General features: G+C 48.1%; 15 protein-coding genes. 3 read left to right on the plus strand and 12 right to left on the minus strand.

Annotated features, from left to right (window positions below):
- Positions 1–79: 79 nt before the first annotated feature.
- The 3 genes from O3C43_20945 to O3C43_20955 all read right to left on the minus strand — a co-directional run bounded on the left by O3C43_20945 (position 80) and on the right by O3C43_20955 (position 3,338).
- On the minus strand, positions 80–1,369 hold the full coding sequence (locus tag O3C43_20945) for a Gfo/Idh/MocA family oxidoreductase (GenBank protein ID MDA1068961.1): 1,290 nt from the start codon (positions 1,367–1,369) through the stop codon (positions 80–82).
- A gap of 102 nt (positions 1,370–1,471) precedes the next feature.
- The gene (locus O3C43_20950; GenBank protein ID MDA1068962.1) at positions 1,472–2,380 is read right to left on the minus strand and encodes an NAD(P)-dependent oxidoreductase; all 909 of its coding nucleotides are present in this window, start codon (positions 2,378–2,380) and stop codon (positions 1,472–1,474) included.
- A gap of 25 nt (positions 2,381–2,405) precedes the next feature.
- Positions 2,406–3,338: an MBL fold metallo-hydrolase gene (locus O3C43_20955; GenBank protein MDA1068963.1), complete on the minus strand. Its 933-nt coding sequence runs from the start codon at positions 3,336–3,338 to the stop codon at positions 2,406–2,408.
- 401 nt (positions 3,339–3,739) lie between these two features.
- Here O3C43_20955 and O3C43_20960 point away from each other — a divergent pair, with 401 nt between their 5' ends.
- The gene (locus tag O3C43_20960; GenBank protein ID MDA1068964.1) at positions 3,740–4,105 is read left to right on the plus strand and encodes a hypothetical protein; all 366 of its coding nucleotides are present in this window, start codon (positions 3,740–3,742) and stop codon (positions 4,103–4,105) included.
- A complete protein-coding gene (locus O3C43_20965) occupies positions 4,102–4,326 on the plus strand; it encodes a hypothetical protein (GenBank protein ID MDA1068965.1) in 225 nt (74 codons plus the stop codon). Before O3C43_20960 ends, O3C43_20965 begins: the two co-directional genes overlap by 4 nt.
- Positions 4,327–4,611: 285 nt before the next feature.
- Here O3C43_20965 and O3C43_20970 read toward each other — a convergent pair whose 3' ends face one another.
- The 9 genes from O3C43_20970 to O3C43_21010 all read right to left on the minus strand — a co-directional run bounded on the left by O3C43_20970 (position 4,612) and on the right by O3C43_21010 (position 14,457).
- Positions 4,612–6,024, minus strand: coding sequence for a sialidase family protein (locus tag O3C43_20970; GenBank protein ID MDA1068966.1), 1,413 nt, complete (start codon positions 6,022–6,024; stop codon positions 4,612–4,614).
- Positions 6,005–7,531, minus strand: a complete 1,527-nt coding sequence (locus O3C43_20975) for a sodium:solute symporter (protein MDA1068967.1) — start codon at positions 7,529–7,531, stop codon at positions 6,005–6,007. The genes O3C43_20970 and O3C43_20975 overlap by 20 nt, the downstream gene beginning before the upstream one ends.
- A gap of 39 nt (positions 7,532–7,570) precedes the next feature.
- Positions 7,571–9,100, minus strand: a complete 1,530-nt coding sequence (locus O3C43_20980) for a sulfatase (GenBank protein ID MDA1068968.1) — start codon at positions 9,098–9,100, stop codon at positions 7,571–7,573.
- Positions 9,101–10,105 (minus strand): dihydrodipicolinate synthase family protein, encoded by a 1,005-nt coding sequence (locus O3C43_20985; protein ID MDA1068969.1) that lies wholly within the window; start codon positions 10,103–10,105, stop codon positions 9,101–9,103.
- Positions 10,106–10,125: 20 nt separating this feature from the next.
- On the minus strand, positions 10,126–10,569 hold the full coding sequence (locus O3C43_20990) for a Rieske (2Fe-2S) protein (protein MDA1068970.1): 444 nt from the start codon (positions 10,567–10,569) through the stop codon (positions 10,126–10,128).
- Between the two features lie 48 nt (positions 10,570–10,617).
- Positions 10,618–11,694, minus strand: a complete 1,077-nt coding sequence (locus O3C43_20995; GenBank protein MDA1068971.1) for an amidohydrolase family protein — start codon at positions 11,692–11,694, stop codon at positions 10,618–10,620.
- A gap of 125 nt (positions 11,695–11,819) precedes the next feature.
- Positions 11,820–12,074, minus strand: coding sequence for a hypothetical protein (locus O3C43_21000; GenBank protein MDA1068972.1), 255 nt, complete (start codon positions 12,072–12,074; stop codon positions 11,820–11,822).
- Positions 12,075–12,101: 27 nt separating this feature from the next.
- Positions 12,102–14,090, minus strand: coding sequence for a TonB-dependent receptor (locus O3C43_21005; protein MDA1068973.1), 1,989 nt, complete (start codon positions 14,088–14,090; stop codon positions 12,102–12,104).
- A complete protein-coding gene (locus O3C43_21010; protein MDA1068974.1) occupies positions 14,047–14,457 on the minus strand; it encodes a hypothetical protein in 411 nt (136 codons plus the stop codon). The genes O3C43_21005 and O3C43_21010 overlap by 44 nt, the downstream gene beginning before the upstream one ends.
- A 376-nt stretch (positions 14,458–14,833) precedes the next feature.
- On the opposite strand from O3C43_21010, the gene O3C43_21015 reads away from it, so the two are divergent.
- On the plus strand, positions 14,834–15,474 hold a 641-nt coding region (locus O3C43_21015), incomplete at its 3' end, for a LacI family DNA-binding transcriptional regulator (GenBank protein MDA1068975.1).

The following is a 15,474-nucleotide window of genomic DNA, read 5'->3' on the forward strand; positions in this document are numbered from 1 at the left end:
TTGGCCTTCCAGAGTTACGGAACTGTCTTCAAATATGAAATATGAACATTGACCCTTTTGGCTGTTCTTTTTGGCTGTTCTAAATATGAAATATGAACATTGACCCTTTTGGCTGTTCTTCCGAAAGCGGAGCGATCGCCATCCAGGCTGCAGCATCGTAGGCATCAATTGGCGTTTTTGTTTTATTCCTGATACAGGCTACGAATTCCCTCAGCTCCAGGAAATCGGTCCCACCGTGTCCCGCTGTTTCGGCTTCATGCAAATAGCTTTTCCAGAGGGGATGTTCATACTTTTTCTGGTAAGGGTCGAAAGGCTCCCATTGGTGTTTTGGACTTTTGCCATCGAGGTAAATCACCGACTTGTCCTTTGAGGATGAATCGCCGTCCTGCATCCACATGCCGCTGGTTCCCTGCACTTGATACATGAAGGACATGGGACGTGGGAGTCGAGTGTCAAAGGTCATCACCACGGTCTCTCCGTTAAAACACTTGAGCGTGGTAGTAACAACATCACCCTGATTCCAGTCAATATTTCGTCGTTTGTGGGTCGGTTCGAGATTATCTTTCGCCCACTGACTAAGACCTCGTGATTTGGATGCGGTGGAAGTGAGGTGATGAAACCGGTTGCCTCGTTGTATATTCAGGCATTGAGCGATGGGGCCGATACCGTGGGTCGGGTAGAGCTCTCCATTGCGGTATTGATTGTGCGTGGAACGGTAATCGCCTTCACCTTTCGCCGTGGGCCCGGTTCCTTTTCCCAAAACGATTCTTTCCCTGAGATCGTGCCCATAGCCGCAGGTGCAGTGGATCAATTCCCCAAAGATTCCCTGACGAACCATCTTGAGAACAGCCATGTTGTAACGAAAGTAACAGTAGTTTTCCAGAAGCATACAGGGAACACGCGTGTCCTCGTAGGTATTCACCAATTCCCAGCATTCGTCGACGGAGGAAGCAGGACCTACCTCAGTGGCGGCGTATTTGCCGGCCTTCATCGCAGCAATGGTCATGGGGATGTGCAACTCCCACGGAGTGGCGATAACAACTCCATCCAGATCGTCCCGTTCCAGAAGATCCAGGTAGGATAATTCATGATCGCCATAACCATCCGGTCGTGAACCCTGGGCTTTCTCAACCAGCTCCTGTGCAGCTTTTAAGTTCCTTGGAAAAGTATCGCAAACGGCAGTCACGCTGACATTGGGCAGGCGCATGGTTGTCTTTAACATGCCGGTGCCACGACCACCGATGCCGATGAATCCCAATTTAATGTTGCGGTCGTCCTTGCCTTGAAGGATGGCCGGTGCGGCAGATAAGGCAAGGCCAGCAGCCACTCCGCTTTTGATCAAGGTGCGTCGTTCTATATGTTTCCTCATTCAGGGTCTTTTATAAATGTGGGATAAATTAAGGATATGATCTGATTTCAGCACAGTTCTAAAATGAATTTTAAAATAATAGTTAGTCTTCCTAAACACTTCCTAATCCTCCAACCTGATTCTGTCTTCGGGTACGTAGCCTACCGCTTTCGCCGCATGCTTAATGTCGACCCACCGGTAGTCACTGTTCGATAGGCCATAGACGATTTCGAATTTAATAGCACCGGGTGCCTGGATACAATTTTCAACCAGGCGAACCATGTCGTTTTTCGTGCTAGCGTTCGGAAGTACGGGTTGGGGGACTTTATCCATCGAGTGGACACCGCCCATACGTATACAGATGCAAGACAGGTCCGTAGTGCTGCTATACACGCGCGCCAGGGTCTCCCCGAATACTTTGCTTGAACCGTACAGGTTGACGGGCCAGGTCGGATCGGAGGTGGTTATGCGCTCAAAAGAATCGGGCACGTTATCAAAATGCCCTTCACGGATGCTTTTGTAGGGTTCGATGTTATAGAAATAGCCGAAGCTCACCTGAATCGAGCTGGCATAAATCACCCTTCGAACGCCGGCTCGTTTGGCCGCCTCGAACAGGTGGTAGCTGGCTTCCATGTTATTTTTAAACGTACTCTCCCAGGGAGCTTCGTCATCAGGATCTGCTGCCATATGGATGAGGGCATCCATACCTTGAAATGCCTGCTCTAAAACGCCAATGTCTGACATGTCAGATAGAAAAAAATGGCTGTCCGGCACATCTGCCACCTCGTCCGCATGGACCCGTTCGGAGGGCTGTCTGCTACAATCCATGCCGTAGACGTCGTATTGTTCGGACTTTTCCATCAAGTGTCTATAGATGCAGCTCCCTACCAATCCGTATACGCCGGTGATCAGAATCGATTCTTTCGCCATGTTCGCGTGATTGTTGATGAGCGCTTTTCCCCTGGCAAGCCTAGCCAGATAAACCTGTCCAAATCCAACTATCCTCGTGGAGGACGGATTCGGAGAAAGCATTTAACTTCTAACTAGAGACGTTTTCTCAAAATCGATCCAAATCCCGGCCAACAATCACCTCGCCGGAAAACTCCTTTTGAATCGACTCGATAGACGCCGCATCGAATTCCTCGATTTCGGTCGGCACGATGTGGTTCAAAACCAAGCTCTTCACCCCAGCCTCCCGGGCGATCCGGCCCAGATCCTCGACCGGCGTATGACTGGCCAGCAAGTGTTTTCGCAGACCGGCGGCGTTGCTGACTTTCTGCAAAATCGATTCAATGCCCGGCGTATACAGCACCTCGTGTATGAGAACATCGGCGCCCTTGGCCAACGCGATTACGTTCTTGTCATAGGTCGTGTCACCGGAAAAAACAACCGATCGATGCGGCGTGTCGAAGCGATAAGCATAGGACTGCTCAACGGGCGGATGATTGTTCTTTGCCGCAGTCGCTTTAAACTGTTCGCTCTCATGCACAACGCCCCCCGTATTGAATTCGTGGACCTCCACCAGCAGACGCAGATCAGGCCGGCCCTCATCCGAAACACGGGTTTCAATATCGAAGCGATATTGCTCGAACGCCGCGGCTATCGACGCCTCAAGCGGAGGCGGCCCGAAAACGTGGATTGGCTCATTCAGCCCGGAAGCCCAGGACAACAGAAGCAGCGCGCCGAGTTCAGAGATATGATCGGAGTGATGGTGCGTGATGAAAATATATTTCAGCGAGGCAAGCGGGATTCCCGCCAAAACCAGCTGCCGGGATACGCCGTTGCCGCAATCAATCACAATAGGCATGCCGTCAATCAGCAACGCTGACGAAGGCGAACACCGCACAGGGTTCGGCCGCGGTCCGCCTCCAGTGCCCAGCAATACAACCTCCGTTCCCAGCGTCTCCCCGGCGCAAGCAGGATTAATAGACCCGCACAACAAGACCGTGCAAGCCGCCAGCAAAACGCGCGAAAAAGGTTTTCGGTTCATTGTGCCGCATCCCCTTTAGTTACTAATTGGAGAGTAAAGACTCGAAGCATAGTTATCACGGTCTGATGATTTTTGAGCGAAAGACGATTCTCTTTTGGGAATGAAAACTTATTAAGCTCTCAAAACGCGGTGAAAGTCAATTTCTCGAGCGGCCTTAGGCATTTTTCAGGGTAGGCGTACATTATGATACGAAGCCTTCGTTAAGCATGGTTGTCTTATCGTGAGTATAAAACGAGCAATGTTCATTGAGCTGACCGGTTGTATGGAGGTTACGGTAGAGGCTAAAAACACTAAACAACTAGGTCCGTCCCCATTTCTGCCGCCCTAAACAACTAGGTCCGTCCCCATTTCTGCCGCCTAAACAACTAGGTCCGTCCCCATTTCTGCCGCGGAGTAATATTTTGGGAGCAAAACAGTTGGTCTACCGGTATTGTGTTTTTGGACACAACGATGTAACTCGGGTGGGGGATCCGGCTTTGGATAAACCGCACTCGGGTGGGATTGGAGAATTGTTTGGTAACGATTTTATGGTAAATTTGGGTGGTTGGACGGAAAAACAATATATATCCGGTGGGGGTACTTCCAATCTTTCCAAAGCCAAAGACGAGGTTCAAGCGGCTCTGTTTATGCATGAACTCGGGCATACTCTGGGTTTAAAACACGGCGGCTTGGATGACATAAATGGTAAGCCGAATTATCTCAGTATCATGAATTACGGTCTAGCTACTAAAAGTCTGCACCCGGTGCAAAGAAACTCCAAAATATGAAATATGAAAAAAACCCCACCTCTGCGGCTTCGCCGCTAAAAAGCAAATTCCTATTAGTAATCGCACCCCACCTGGCTCCTCCCCTGAGTTGCGCTGGCGCGGAAGAAAGCCAGGTCTATGAAAAAGCGGCCGCGCTGATTCTCGGTTTGATTGAAGATCCGGCGGCGGAACCCAGAACCGTCCGGACCAACGCCCGTTTTATTAAACGGGGGTCCGTTTAAGGTTTTAGAAACATCGTGTTCGGATCATCTCCACCTATGATCTGGCATCCAACCCATCGAACACCCAAATAACCTCTTTCGGTTTAAAACACATTGCTTCGTCATTCATGAAATGTTTGCAAGCTTCAGAAGGAAGTTGCACGATTTAGGGAGAAAACGTATGCCGGTCCATACTCTGAATCTTAGGCTGAATCATTTTAAAGAGAATATCCAACCATCAACATTGCCTAGGTTGGGAAATGGATTCTATCGAAAGGTCCAAAAAACTTCTCGCAGATCTCAAATTTAATAAACCAGATCCCTGAAGTTTTTAACCCGATGAAAGGAAATGATGTTCCCATCGTGGGCGTTCTTGGCTAAACGGTCTCCGCTTCTAGAAAGTATCACCAAATCCTGGCCATCAAAATCCATACTGGCATAGTGCCGAGCCTGATCAGGCGTTTCCCCGGTGGCGACAACCCCTGCAAATATCCAATCAATCATGTTTTTGGAGAAGTGAAGAACCAGACGGTGACGTTCATTGTTGGGAAGCCCGTATCGATTATCAGGCAATTGAGCTGGCTTGGTCATGGAATCCGTCGCCTGCGAACTGAGCAGCCAATACAGTTCTGTTTCCTCATCATACAAAACGTGGAATTTCATTTGTCCACCCGGGCAGGGGACATAGAGCATCTTTTTACCTGAAGGCGCGGACTCCAGCATGACTTCCATTTTTCCTGTCCCGGGCTGAGAGCCTTTTTCGACCACTTTGGCAATTGCAGCATAGCCGGTACCTCCGGTATGGGCACGGCTCCATAAATGAAAGGTTTTTCCGGAAGCATCATGCCATATATGATTGGGGTCAACGAACTGCACCACGTTGGTTTCAAGCCATCCGATAGGCGACATACTGCGACCCGGCGCGATCTGGTAGCTCGTATCAAACTCGGACCGGAAAAAAGGAACGCCAAAATAGTCGAGGTCCTTGGGAGAAACGATGTCTCGAAAAGCCAAAACGCTGGAAAAGTCCCAATTCTCCGTCCGGGTCAGGTCGTCCTCAATTTTTGCGCGCATCAGAACGGGGGCTTCAATACTGGCGGGCCATATGCCACTGTGGGTATAGGGCCTTAAATTCATGGTGAGATACACACAACCATTGGCGTAGTGTACGTTACTGGGGGCCTGCGTCCAATCCTTTCCCTCCGAAAGCGAACGGGGTTCCGTCCAGCTCTTCCCCCCGTCATCCGAACGAATAATCATCAAATCTCCGGTCTGCCCCAATACATAGACCGACCGGCCGGCTTGAAAGGGCCGGGCATGCATGAATGGAAAGTCTACCCGGTGCAGCCAGGTCTTGCCTCCGTCATCCGAAGTATAGACCTTACCCTGCACGGGTTTGCCGTATCTGATTCCTTTGGGTTCCGGCCATTGATCCATGCCAGGTCCGCCCAGGTCGAGCGTGGCAATTAGCCGTCCCGAATCCAGGCGTTCAATACCCGGACTGTAAGCGAAGACCTCCCCAGGTTTCGGAGTACTAAATACCGTAACATAATCATCGGCCAAAGGACGGATTTTCTCCCCCTGAAGGGGGACGATACTGAAGGTTAAAAAAAGCAAACTACAAACTCTCCAGGTAAGGCCGGAGGTTGCTCTTAATACTGCAGGTAATGCGGGTGGAACGGTTTGTTGCATTGTCGAATCAGGAATCCTGGATGTCATTGGCGGTTGATTTGTTGAAAAACTTTTCTATTAACAGGGTTGCAGTCATGCCTACGATGAGAGTCGTAAGGGTTCCGAGCACTACGGTTAGAAAATCATGAAACGGACTGCGCAGAAATTCGGGCCACAGTGTCCACCGGGAGGAAAGGGTGGTCCAGAAAATCACGGTAATACCACTCATCACACCTATCACGGCTCCTCGGCTAATGTTGGTGCGGGATGAGAGAAATCCGAAAAGGAATAAACCCAACATCCCGCCATTGAAAATGCCTGCCAGGATCCACGCGGCATCCAGGGCACTCCCCATGCGCGTGCTCATGGCCCAAGCGATCGACAATGCCAGGATCGCCCAGGCAAGGGTCGCCAACCGCAATACAAGCATCTCTTCGCGCTCACCGCACCGCGACTTTGCAAAACGCCGGTAAAAATCATTGAGTATGATGGTGGCGGATGAATTGAGGCTCGTGGAAATCGTACTCATGGCCGCGGAAAATATCGCCGCAATCAAAAGACCGGTCACTCCGGAAGGAAGAGCTGTAACAATAAAATAAGGAAAGACGGAATCAGCTTTACCCGCTGACTGGTAGGCTTCCGCCAAGTCCTCCGGTCGTGCTGTGTAATAAGCAAATAACGCGGTTCCGATGAAAAAGAATACCGCCGACAAGGGGATATACATTAACCCACCCAACCACAGGCTTTGCCTGGCATCCTTGTCAGATCGGGAAACGTGATAGCGCTGAATATAATTTTGATCGATTCCAAAATTCTGGAGATTAATGGTCAGTCCGAACAGGAGCATCACCCAGAATGTTGGCTCCGCCAGGCTCCAGCCAAAACTCCCCAAACTGAATTTGCCATGAGCCTGACTGATCTCCCATAGCTGCGCCATACCGCCCGGAATTCCATAAATCATTATCCCCAAACAAAAGAGCGCACCCAAAACTAAAATCACCGTCTGAAGGGCATCGGCCCAAATGACTGCGGTAATGCCTCCTACCAAAGCATAAATGGTCGTGAATATCGTAGTAAGCAGGATCACACTCTGGATGTTCCAGCCCAAAAGAACGTTCAAGGGCAACGCCATAAGGTAGGAAATAACCGCCATCCGGGTCAGCTGTATGATGAGATAGCTTGAACTCGCATAAATCCTCGCCCAGGTACCAAAACGTTTCTCCAGGTGGGAATAGGCTGAAACAAACCCACTATTTCGATAAAATGGAAGAAACCATTTGACGCCGATCCAGGTGGCGATCGGTAATGAAAGACTGAATACAAATGAATTCCAGTTTGATGCATACGCTTTCCCGGGCAGGGCAAGAAAACTGATGCTGCTTACATAAGTCGCAAGAATGGACAGGCCGCATAGCCACCCGGGCAGTGCGTTGTTGGCAGCCGTAAATCCCGCTACCGACGTACTGCCACGCCTGAAGAGAAACCCCATTCCCATCATGGTGGCAAAATACAAAGCGAGAATTATCCCGTCCAGCAGACTGAAATGGGTTTCCATATACGCCTCAGTCGGCGACACGCAGTCGCTTAAAGGATGTCACAACGATTTCCATTTCTCGCCCAACAATTCATGGTGCCGTTCTTCTACCGCCAAGAACTGCGGGTTACCGGCCAGGTTTTTCATTTCGACGGGATCAGTTTGATGGTCGTACAGTTCCCGCGCGATCTCAGCCTTCCCGGCAAAATCAACCCAAAGAACAAACCTCCACCGGTCCGTTCTTACACTGTAACCCATAATACTCGGCTGTCCCCTCCAGTCGGATATTTCCCAGGGCCGGGGAAACTGGCTGAAGGCGGCCCGTTCCCGCATTGCGTTGGGTGTTTCCAGTTCGACTCGCAGGCTTTGCCCATCCAGTAATGCAGGGATGGGAAGATCAGCCAGGTCTGCGAGAGTTGGAAACAGGTCCACCAGTTCCACAATCGTGTCTGACTCACCTTGCGCATAGCCTTGGCCGGCGGGTTTCACAATCAATGGCACACGGGCATCCAATTCGTAATTGGTGGCCTTGCACCAATAGCCTCGCTCCCCCAGATGAAACCCATGGTCCCCCAGTAACACCACGATGGTGTTTTCATAGATGCCCATCTGCTTCAATTGATTCAACAACAAGCCGATTTGGGCGTCCACAAAGCTGACACAAGCCAGATAGCCATGAATGAGTTCGGCCGATTTTTCAGGACTGACGAGCCCTTCATTCGGAATATCCTGGTAACCACGGAGTTCCGGAAGCGACGGGACCAGGGCCAAATCCAGCTGATCGGGCGGCGCCTGAGGATTCGCAACCCTTCCTACCGACTCCCGGTCGTAGAGATCCCAATACTTACGCGGTGCCGAGAAAGGTAAATGGGGTTTGTGAAAACCCACCGCCAAAAAAAAGGGATTGGATTCCTCGTACCCCCTTCGCTCTTCCAACCAGGCCACCGCACTGCGTGCAATACGACCGTCCGGATACCGCTCGTCCGCAATCTTGGCCGCCTCCGTGGCCGACTTCTTACGCCCGGTAACAGGTCTGATTTCGCTGGACATCGTGTCTTGGTTTTCCGGAAGAAAATACCCTTGGGAAATATCGTTGGCATACAGGGTGGCTGGTTCCGACCAAGACCTGGGATCCTGATAAGGCTCCTGGCTGTGAAAGATTTTCCCAAAGGCCGTGGTATCGTAACCATGGTTTTTAAAGTGCTCCGGAATGGTCAGCATTTCAGGATCTTTATCCCGAAATCTCGTGTATAAATTCAAGACTCCCGTATTATCAGGTCTCCGCCCGATCATAAAAGAGGCTCTGGAGGGAGTGCAAACCGCTTCCTGGCAGTAGGCTTTTTGAAATACCACTCCCTGTCCGGCAAGCCCATCCATATTCGGCGTGCGGGCATAAGAATGCCCGTAGACACCCAGGTCTGGCCGCAGGTCATCGACAATAATGAATAGGACGTTGGGCTTGATTGTTGATTCATTTTTTCCAGGAAGGCCTTTCTGTCCGGAGGAGCATCCGGCCAACAAACCCAAGACGATGGCCAAGTAACAAAGCACACCGGGTCCTGTTTTCCATTTACTGTTGCGAGATTGCATCTAACCGATCCACAACTTTCCATCCGATACGGGAGAAGCATCTGACTCATTGACAAGCAGCGAACTCCAGTGAGTTGCGATGTAATTCTTTAACTTTTCTTGTGTTTCCTGGGAGACGGGAATAGCAGGTGGCCGAGGCGGTCCGGCTTGAAAGAAGCCAAAAGCATCCACGAGGGCCTTATGACGCGCCGTAGGACTATACTGGCTCCAGTCAGCCAGTTCTGATGGAAAAATATGGGGGCGCCCTGCACCCAGCTTCATCTTTCCGATAAACTCAGTCAGCGGCGATAATTCTTGCTCAGCTTTCAGGTATTCCCCCTCATTACAGTAACCCAGCACTTTCCCAAAGACATGGGGACTCAAACTCAAATGCATACTGCCGACACCAGCCGCATTGTGCTTGTGCATTTCAACAAGCCAACCGGCGTCCGTTGAGCTCATATGAATTAAGGGACTATGCGTATGAAACGACAACCATTTCGCAAAATCCCAATGCGCTTCCTTGCTTCCCACTATATTCGGAAACTCAGCTAATCGCCTGAAATTCTCCAAGGTATAATTCTGCCGCACCCAATCGTAATTATATACAATCAGACCAATTCCTGGGCATGCTTCAGATAAATCCTTCCAGAACTTATACAATTCTTCTTCCGATAGTGTAAAATAAAAGGGCTGCAATGCGATGGCTCCATCCACACCCAGTTCCATGGCCATACTAGTTCGCTCAATGACTTCCGCCGTGGATAACCCGCTCGTGCCCAAAACGCTGAGAATCCCGACACGTTCACATTCTTCCTGCAAAATACGAGCCAATCGGGAATATTCCTCCGAACTCAAGGTGAAAAATTCACCGGATGATCCTGCCATGACAATGCCGTGGACTCCAACATCCGCTAATTTGCGTATATTGCTCCTTACTGCATCCTCGTCGAGGAGCAGTGAACGATCAGTAAAGGGAGTTGGAGGATAGGCAAATATCCCCCGATAGTTTTCACGAGTAAGCATATTGTTTTTTTGTAATAATTCTAAATCAGTATTTCTATTTCGTCGGCGGAATTGATTCTTACCTCAAAATTAGACACACGCGATTTCACGTCGTAGAGACCCCTTCCCGTGATTATATCAAATTCCCAGCCATGCCAGGGACACCGAATGACCCGGTCCTTTAGAACCTCGGTAAAGAGTGATGTACCTTTTTCAGCAGGACGATAGGTAGAACCGGTGTTCCCGAGGCAGAGCGGCGCTCCCATGTGAGGACATTGATTCCGTATCGCGTAAACTTTCCCGTCTAATTTATAAACACCGATACTTCTGTTTCCCTGCTGAACAATGTGAAATTTCTTTTCTTTGAAGTTTTCCAGGGGCCCCGCATTCAGCACCTCTCGGTGTTTTCGGGCAGACATCAATCCAGCCTCTGCATCCTCAAATGCTTCAACAATCGCGGAATTACCAGTTTTACAGGAACACATGGCGAATGATGGTAAATGGAATTCGGTTGGCAGTTTGGAGCGCTGTCATTAACGCGAGAGGGACAATCGGTTGGAATACAATTCTAGAGCATTTTCAGACAAAATCCTCCGGCGTATGGCAGGAGATATCTGGGAAGGGAAAACCCGTTGCGGATCATCAAAATCCCAATGCGGAAAGTCACTTGAAAAACAGAGACGGTTTTCCGCGTTCACCATGTCAAATATCTCAAGAAGATGCTTTTTATCTGAAGGTTCTTCCATCGGTTGACTGGTGAACCAGACATGATCAGAGGCATATTCGCTCGGCAACCGGCGCAATCGGGGTCTGGTCGGGCGCAGCGATTTGAAGTTACGATCCATTCGCCAAAGCAGGTGCGGCATCCAGGCAAATCCTCCTTCTACCAGTAATACCCTTAGGCGGGGATAGCGTTCAAACAGCCCTTCACTAATCATGCTGGCCAACTGAGCCTGATAGGTGATGGAGAGTGTGGAATGCCATTCGAAATAACTGGAAGGCCGACCGACGGGAGTTGATGAACCGAGCGCCCCCTCCTGCCCCGGATGTAAAGCAAACACCAGGTTATTTTCCTCGCAGGCTGAAAAAATGGGATCATAAAAGCGATGACCATATAACAAATGCGATTCTCCCGGAACGACGACCTGAACAAACCGGAAATTACCTGCTGCGCGCGTTATCTCCTGGGCGGCCGCTTCGGGATCTCCGATATTGATGCAGACGGATCCCAACAAACGGGAATCTCTGGAAAGATAATATTCGTGCTGCCAATCATTCCAGGCCGTAGATAACTGGTTGGCCACGTCACTATTGTGAATCAAACCTACATACATGCCAGGCTGCGGCTGCAGGACTCCATATGCAATTCCCAGTAGATCCAGGTGAAGCCTGGCCAAGTCTCCTGCATCCAGGCACTCAACATCCCGCCGATTAACTCCGTGCGGATTCTGATAGCCATTCCATGGCTGGGTATCCATAGCCAGTTTTAGAGCCAGTTGCAGATTTTCAGGTATGAAGGGCTTCAAAGGACTGGCATCAGACGGATAAACATGAATATCGCTGTCAATGACCGCGTCAGCCTGCTCTTTTGTTTCCGTATCATTTTTCACAACTTAACAAAATATGTTTTCAGTGGATTTATATTTTTCACGCCTTCAATTACTTTTAGTCCCTGTATTGATTTCTTGAAAACTCCATTTCCCTGGACCAATCTTCTAATTTGACTTTCAAGCTGCTATATATCGAGGGGTATTACCGCTTGACAATTGGGTTTATCATTTTTGGCCATATTCTCCAGCTCAAATCTTGCTGAATCAACTGCCTGTTTATCCAGTGCATTACGAAGAACCAGATATCCCTGTTCACGATATTCTTCGATTTGTTTTGGCCCTAATAGCTCAAATCCGTTGTGACCTTCGTTCTCTACATACGAAGCTCGGTAAAGAGAATCATCGTAAGCTTGGGCTCTCTGTTCAATTATAACCTTCATTGGCTTAAGCCTTAGAAACAAACCTTATTAAAATTCCCCGGATAAAGATACCCCAATCTGCCGGGGAGTATTCACCCGCACAGTCATGAATGTATCGTCAAAAGCATTTTTTACATATGCGTCCACCCTGTACTTTCCAAAAGTATAATCCACGCCGAAGTCCACAACTGACTGCGTTTCTGATAGAGGACGCTCCCCAAAATTGCTCAATGAATAGCGGTCCAGCTCTCCAATAAAGGAAACTCCACCACGAATACCAAAGCCGTCTCCATTTTCATCTTTCATGTTGTATTTAGCGAAGACATTAGCACTCCAATCGGGGACAAACCGTATAGGACGAGTATCATCCGGGTCTGGGGTCGTTGGATTCGGTTGCTGAGAATCCATTGTTCCAAATGAGAAATTGACCGAAAACTTTTCCGTTAGTTGACCAATTAATTCAGCTTCCCAACCCTTTACAGTGTCTCCGTTTGTGAAGACCGTTTCTATTACAATAGTACTGTTTCCGCTTCCCGGAGGCGTTTCTCGATCTCTACTTTCGCTTGTCGTCGTTCCCGTTCTTTGAATCTTGAAGTAGCCAAGAGAATAATATAATTTATTTTCTAACAATCTCCCTTTTATACCGATATCCGAAGATTCTATAGTGGAGTCAGCGGAAATGGTTTCACCAACTCTTGGATCATCAGGGCTCAATCCGGCTGGAAAACGGAGAACTGTCCTCGTTCCGTCATTGCGCTCACTACCAGATGCATAGAATGATAATTTCTCGGAAACGCGAAAACTTCCACCATAGCGTTGCGAGGGAGCAGCCGTACCTTCATTATTGGTCATGTCACCGGTCAACCTGTTTTTAAAACTATTATCGAAATAAGAGCGTCGCCACCCGTATAACAGCCGAAGACGGTCTTCGAACATTTTTAATTCCTGATTAATATAAACATTCCAGTTATTCGAGGAAGAAATGGAGTTTTGCGTAAGGGTATATCCGTCTTCCAATGCATCACTGTGGTTCTCGTAGGCGTTAAAATTGGGATGCGCTAAATTAAAATACCGAAGTTCTTCCTTGACCGTATAGGCCCGTCGAACTCCATCTGAATCGGATTCCGTATAACTATATCCAACCTGGGTGATTGGACGCAGGTCAAAATTCCCTATCTTAAATTCGGGTTCCCAGGCAAGATCCCCCACAAAGGATACAACATCGTCTTCCGACTCAAACCATCTGTAACCCAGTCTTTTATATATCCCGTGCAAGTTGCCAGGATCCGCCGGATTTGTATCCGCCGAGGTCAATATATTCCCTCCACCCCAAAAAACAGTTCTCCGGTGATCGGTTTTACGATGCTGCAAAACTTGCCGGAAGAACAAATCGTCAGAAATATTGTAATTGAATTGAAATTTAGATACCAGGGTATCGTCTTTGTGCCCACTCGACCCACCTGGGCTTACATGCATGCCCCAATCCAAATCCAACGCGGTAATGGGGTCGTCATCGGAGGCTAATGCTGGAAAAAGCTTTCGAAACTTTGCGGGCATGAGGGTAAAACCCGTGCCAAATCCTCCGATGGGAAGGTCGCTGAAAAGATATTCCCCATTAAACAGTAGTTCCGCTTTATCGGATATGGCCCAACGCAATGAAGGATAGATACGAGTGCCGCTGCCAGTTAGATCTTTCAGAAATTCTCCTTTCTTGAAATAGGCCGCAACCACTCTTGCCGCTACAGCCTCATTAATTTCAAAATTATAGTCCACTTCCGCGCGGTAATGAGCAAATGACCCAACAATTGCCCGGTAACTGCCACCAGTTTTTCCATAAACCGGCTTTTTCAATATGAAATTCATCACACCGGAATTGCCACCTCCGCCTAAAGCGGCCGAAGGTACACCCTTGATTATCTCAACCCGGTCATATCCTACCATATCGCGACGATAGGTCCCGACTTCCACACCGTCAACAAAGGCACTATTATTTTCAAATCCTCGCATCAGGTAAAGCATCGCCAGGAGCCAAGGCATTGGCACTATTCCTAATATTAGTATTTGAAACATACTGAATGGAATCCTGCAAAGTTATGGCATTTATATCTTTAAGGAATTCTTGTGTCAAAATATTTACAGTCTGAATGATTTCCGTAAGATCGCGATTCGAACGAGTCCCTACGGTCGTGTTTGTTATATTATATGCGCCTTCAGGTGATTCTGAAATTTCAAAAGGCTTTAAGGTTACGACTTCACCAGATTCATCAGACTGAGCCCATGCAATCGATGTTGCTGTAAAAGCAAGCAACAACGAGCACAAGTGGATTATTTTCGATGTATATCTCAATAATGTCACTTTATGAGTTAAACCGCTTATGAGTAGACATTGAGTAGTATTTTTCATGCAGATAGGTTTCAGGTTTTATTATCAGTTATTTAGGTCATTACCTTATATCTCTTATAAACAAAAATGTGAATTCTTAATTCCACAGAATTTTCAAAAAACAAAGGGTATTCCTAAGAAATGGGGCAAGGTGAAGTTTTTACAGTTAAATTCGTTTTGCAGCGAAGAATTGGTTTCCAATTTTGTTTCGCAAACACAATGCTACTTTTACTAATAAGTAGATTTGCTTTCTAATGTGGAATTTTGTTTCATCAAATAAGGTCAATTCACTTCCACTAAAAAAAACAGATTAGTCGCATCGGAAAAACATACTAAACTCCGGACAGAAAATAATCTGCAAGTTATTGATAACCATTCTCCTAACAACAAGCCCAAAATGCCCCAAGAACACAGAGTAACCCAATCTGCAATTGCTAAGAAAGCGAAGGTAAGCCAAGTCACTGTTTCGCTAGCCCTTCGAGATCATCCTTCGATTCCCGAATCAACCCGTATCCGAATCAAAGGGATTGCCGATAACCTGGGCTATCATCCAGATCCAATGCTTTCGTCTCTTGTTGCCTACCGCCAACTGAAGAAACCGGCTTCTTTTCAAGGAGTCCTTGCCTGGGTCACTAATTATCCCACTGAAAACGGCTGGTATGGTGGACAACAAGTAGGCTACTTTATGGGTGCGCAACAACGTGCTAACCAATTGGGATACAAATTAGAGACGTTCTGGTTAAGACAACCCAAGTTAAACCAGAATGCTGCAGCAAGAATTCTTTCTTCAAGAAGTATCTCGGGTCTGTTGTTTGCACCGCAAATCAACCCCAATACACGTCTGGATTTTGATATGAAACAATTTTCTTCGATAACCTTTGGATATTCTTTGGTAAAACCGAACCTGCATGTAGTGATGAATCATCAATTTCGAAATATGTCGATACTTGTCCGACATTTGAGAGAAGCTGGCTACTCACGGGTTGGATTAGCGATGTCTTCCAAACTAGATGAAAGAACCAATCATAATTACCTGGC

The organism is Verrucomicrobiota bacterium (assembly GCA_027622555.1).
Lineage (GTDB): Bacteria > Verrucomicrobiota > Verrucomicrobiia > Opitutales > UBA2995 > UBA2995.

Excerpts from the sequence above, each read along its gene's own strand:
- O3C43_20945 (MDA1068961.1), bottom strand. The coding sequence starts at position 1,369 with ATGAGGAAACATATAGAACGACGCACCTTGATCAAAAGCGGAGTGGCT.
- O3C43_20950 (MDA1068962.1), bottom strand. The coding sequence starts at position 2,380 with ATGCTTTCTCCGAATCCGTCCTCCACGAGGATAGTTGGATTTGGACAG.
- O3C43_20955 (MDA1068963.1), bottom strand. The coding sequence starts at position 3,338 with ATGAACCGAAAACCTTTTTCGCGCGTTTTGCTGGCGGCTTGCACGGTC.
- O3C43_20965 (MDA1068965.1), top strand. The coding sequence starts at position 4,102 with ATGAAATATGAAAAAAACCCCACCTCTGCGGCTTCGCCGCTAAAAAGC.
- O3C43_20970 (MDA1068966.1), bottom strand. The coding sequence starts at position 6,024 with ATGACATCCAGGATTCCTGATTCGACAATGCAACAAACCGTTCCACCC.
- O3C43_20975 (MDA1068967.1), bottom strand. The coding sequence starts at position 7,531 with ATGGAAACCCATTTCAGTCTGCTGGACGGGATAATTCTCGCTTTGTAT.
- O3C43_20980 (MDA1068968.1), bottom strand. The coding sequence starts at position 9,100 with ATGCAATCTCGCAACAGTAAATGGAAAACAGGACCCGGTGTGCTTTGT.
- O3C43_20985 (MDA1068969.1), bottom strand. The coding sequence starts at position 10,105 with ATGCTTACTCGTGAAAACTATCGGGGGATATTTGCCTATCCTCCAACT.
- O3C43_20990 (MDA1068970.1), bottom strand. The coding sequence starts at position 10,569 with ATGTGTTCCTGTAAAACTGGTAATTCCGCGATTGTTGAAGCATTTGAG.
- O3C43_21000 (MDA1068972.1), bottom strand. The coding sequence starts at position 12,074 with ATGAAGGTTATAATTGAACAGAGAGCCCAAGCTTACGATGATTCTCTT.
- O3C43_21005 (MDA1068973.1), bottom strand. The coding sequence starts at position 14,090 with ATGCCTTGGCTCCTGGCGATGCTTTACCTGATGCGAGGATTTGAAAAT.
- O3C43_21010 (MDA1068974.1), bottom strand. The coding sequence starts at position 14,457 with ATGAAAAATACTACTCAATGTCTACTCATAAGCGGTTTAACTCATAAA.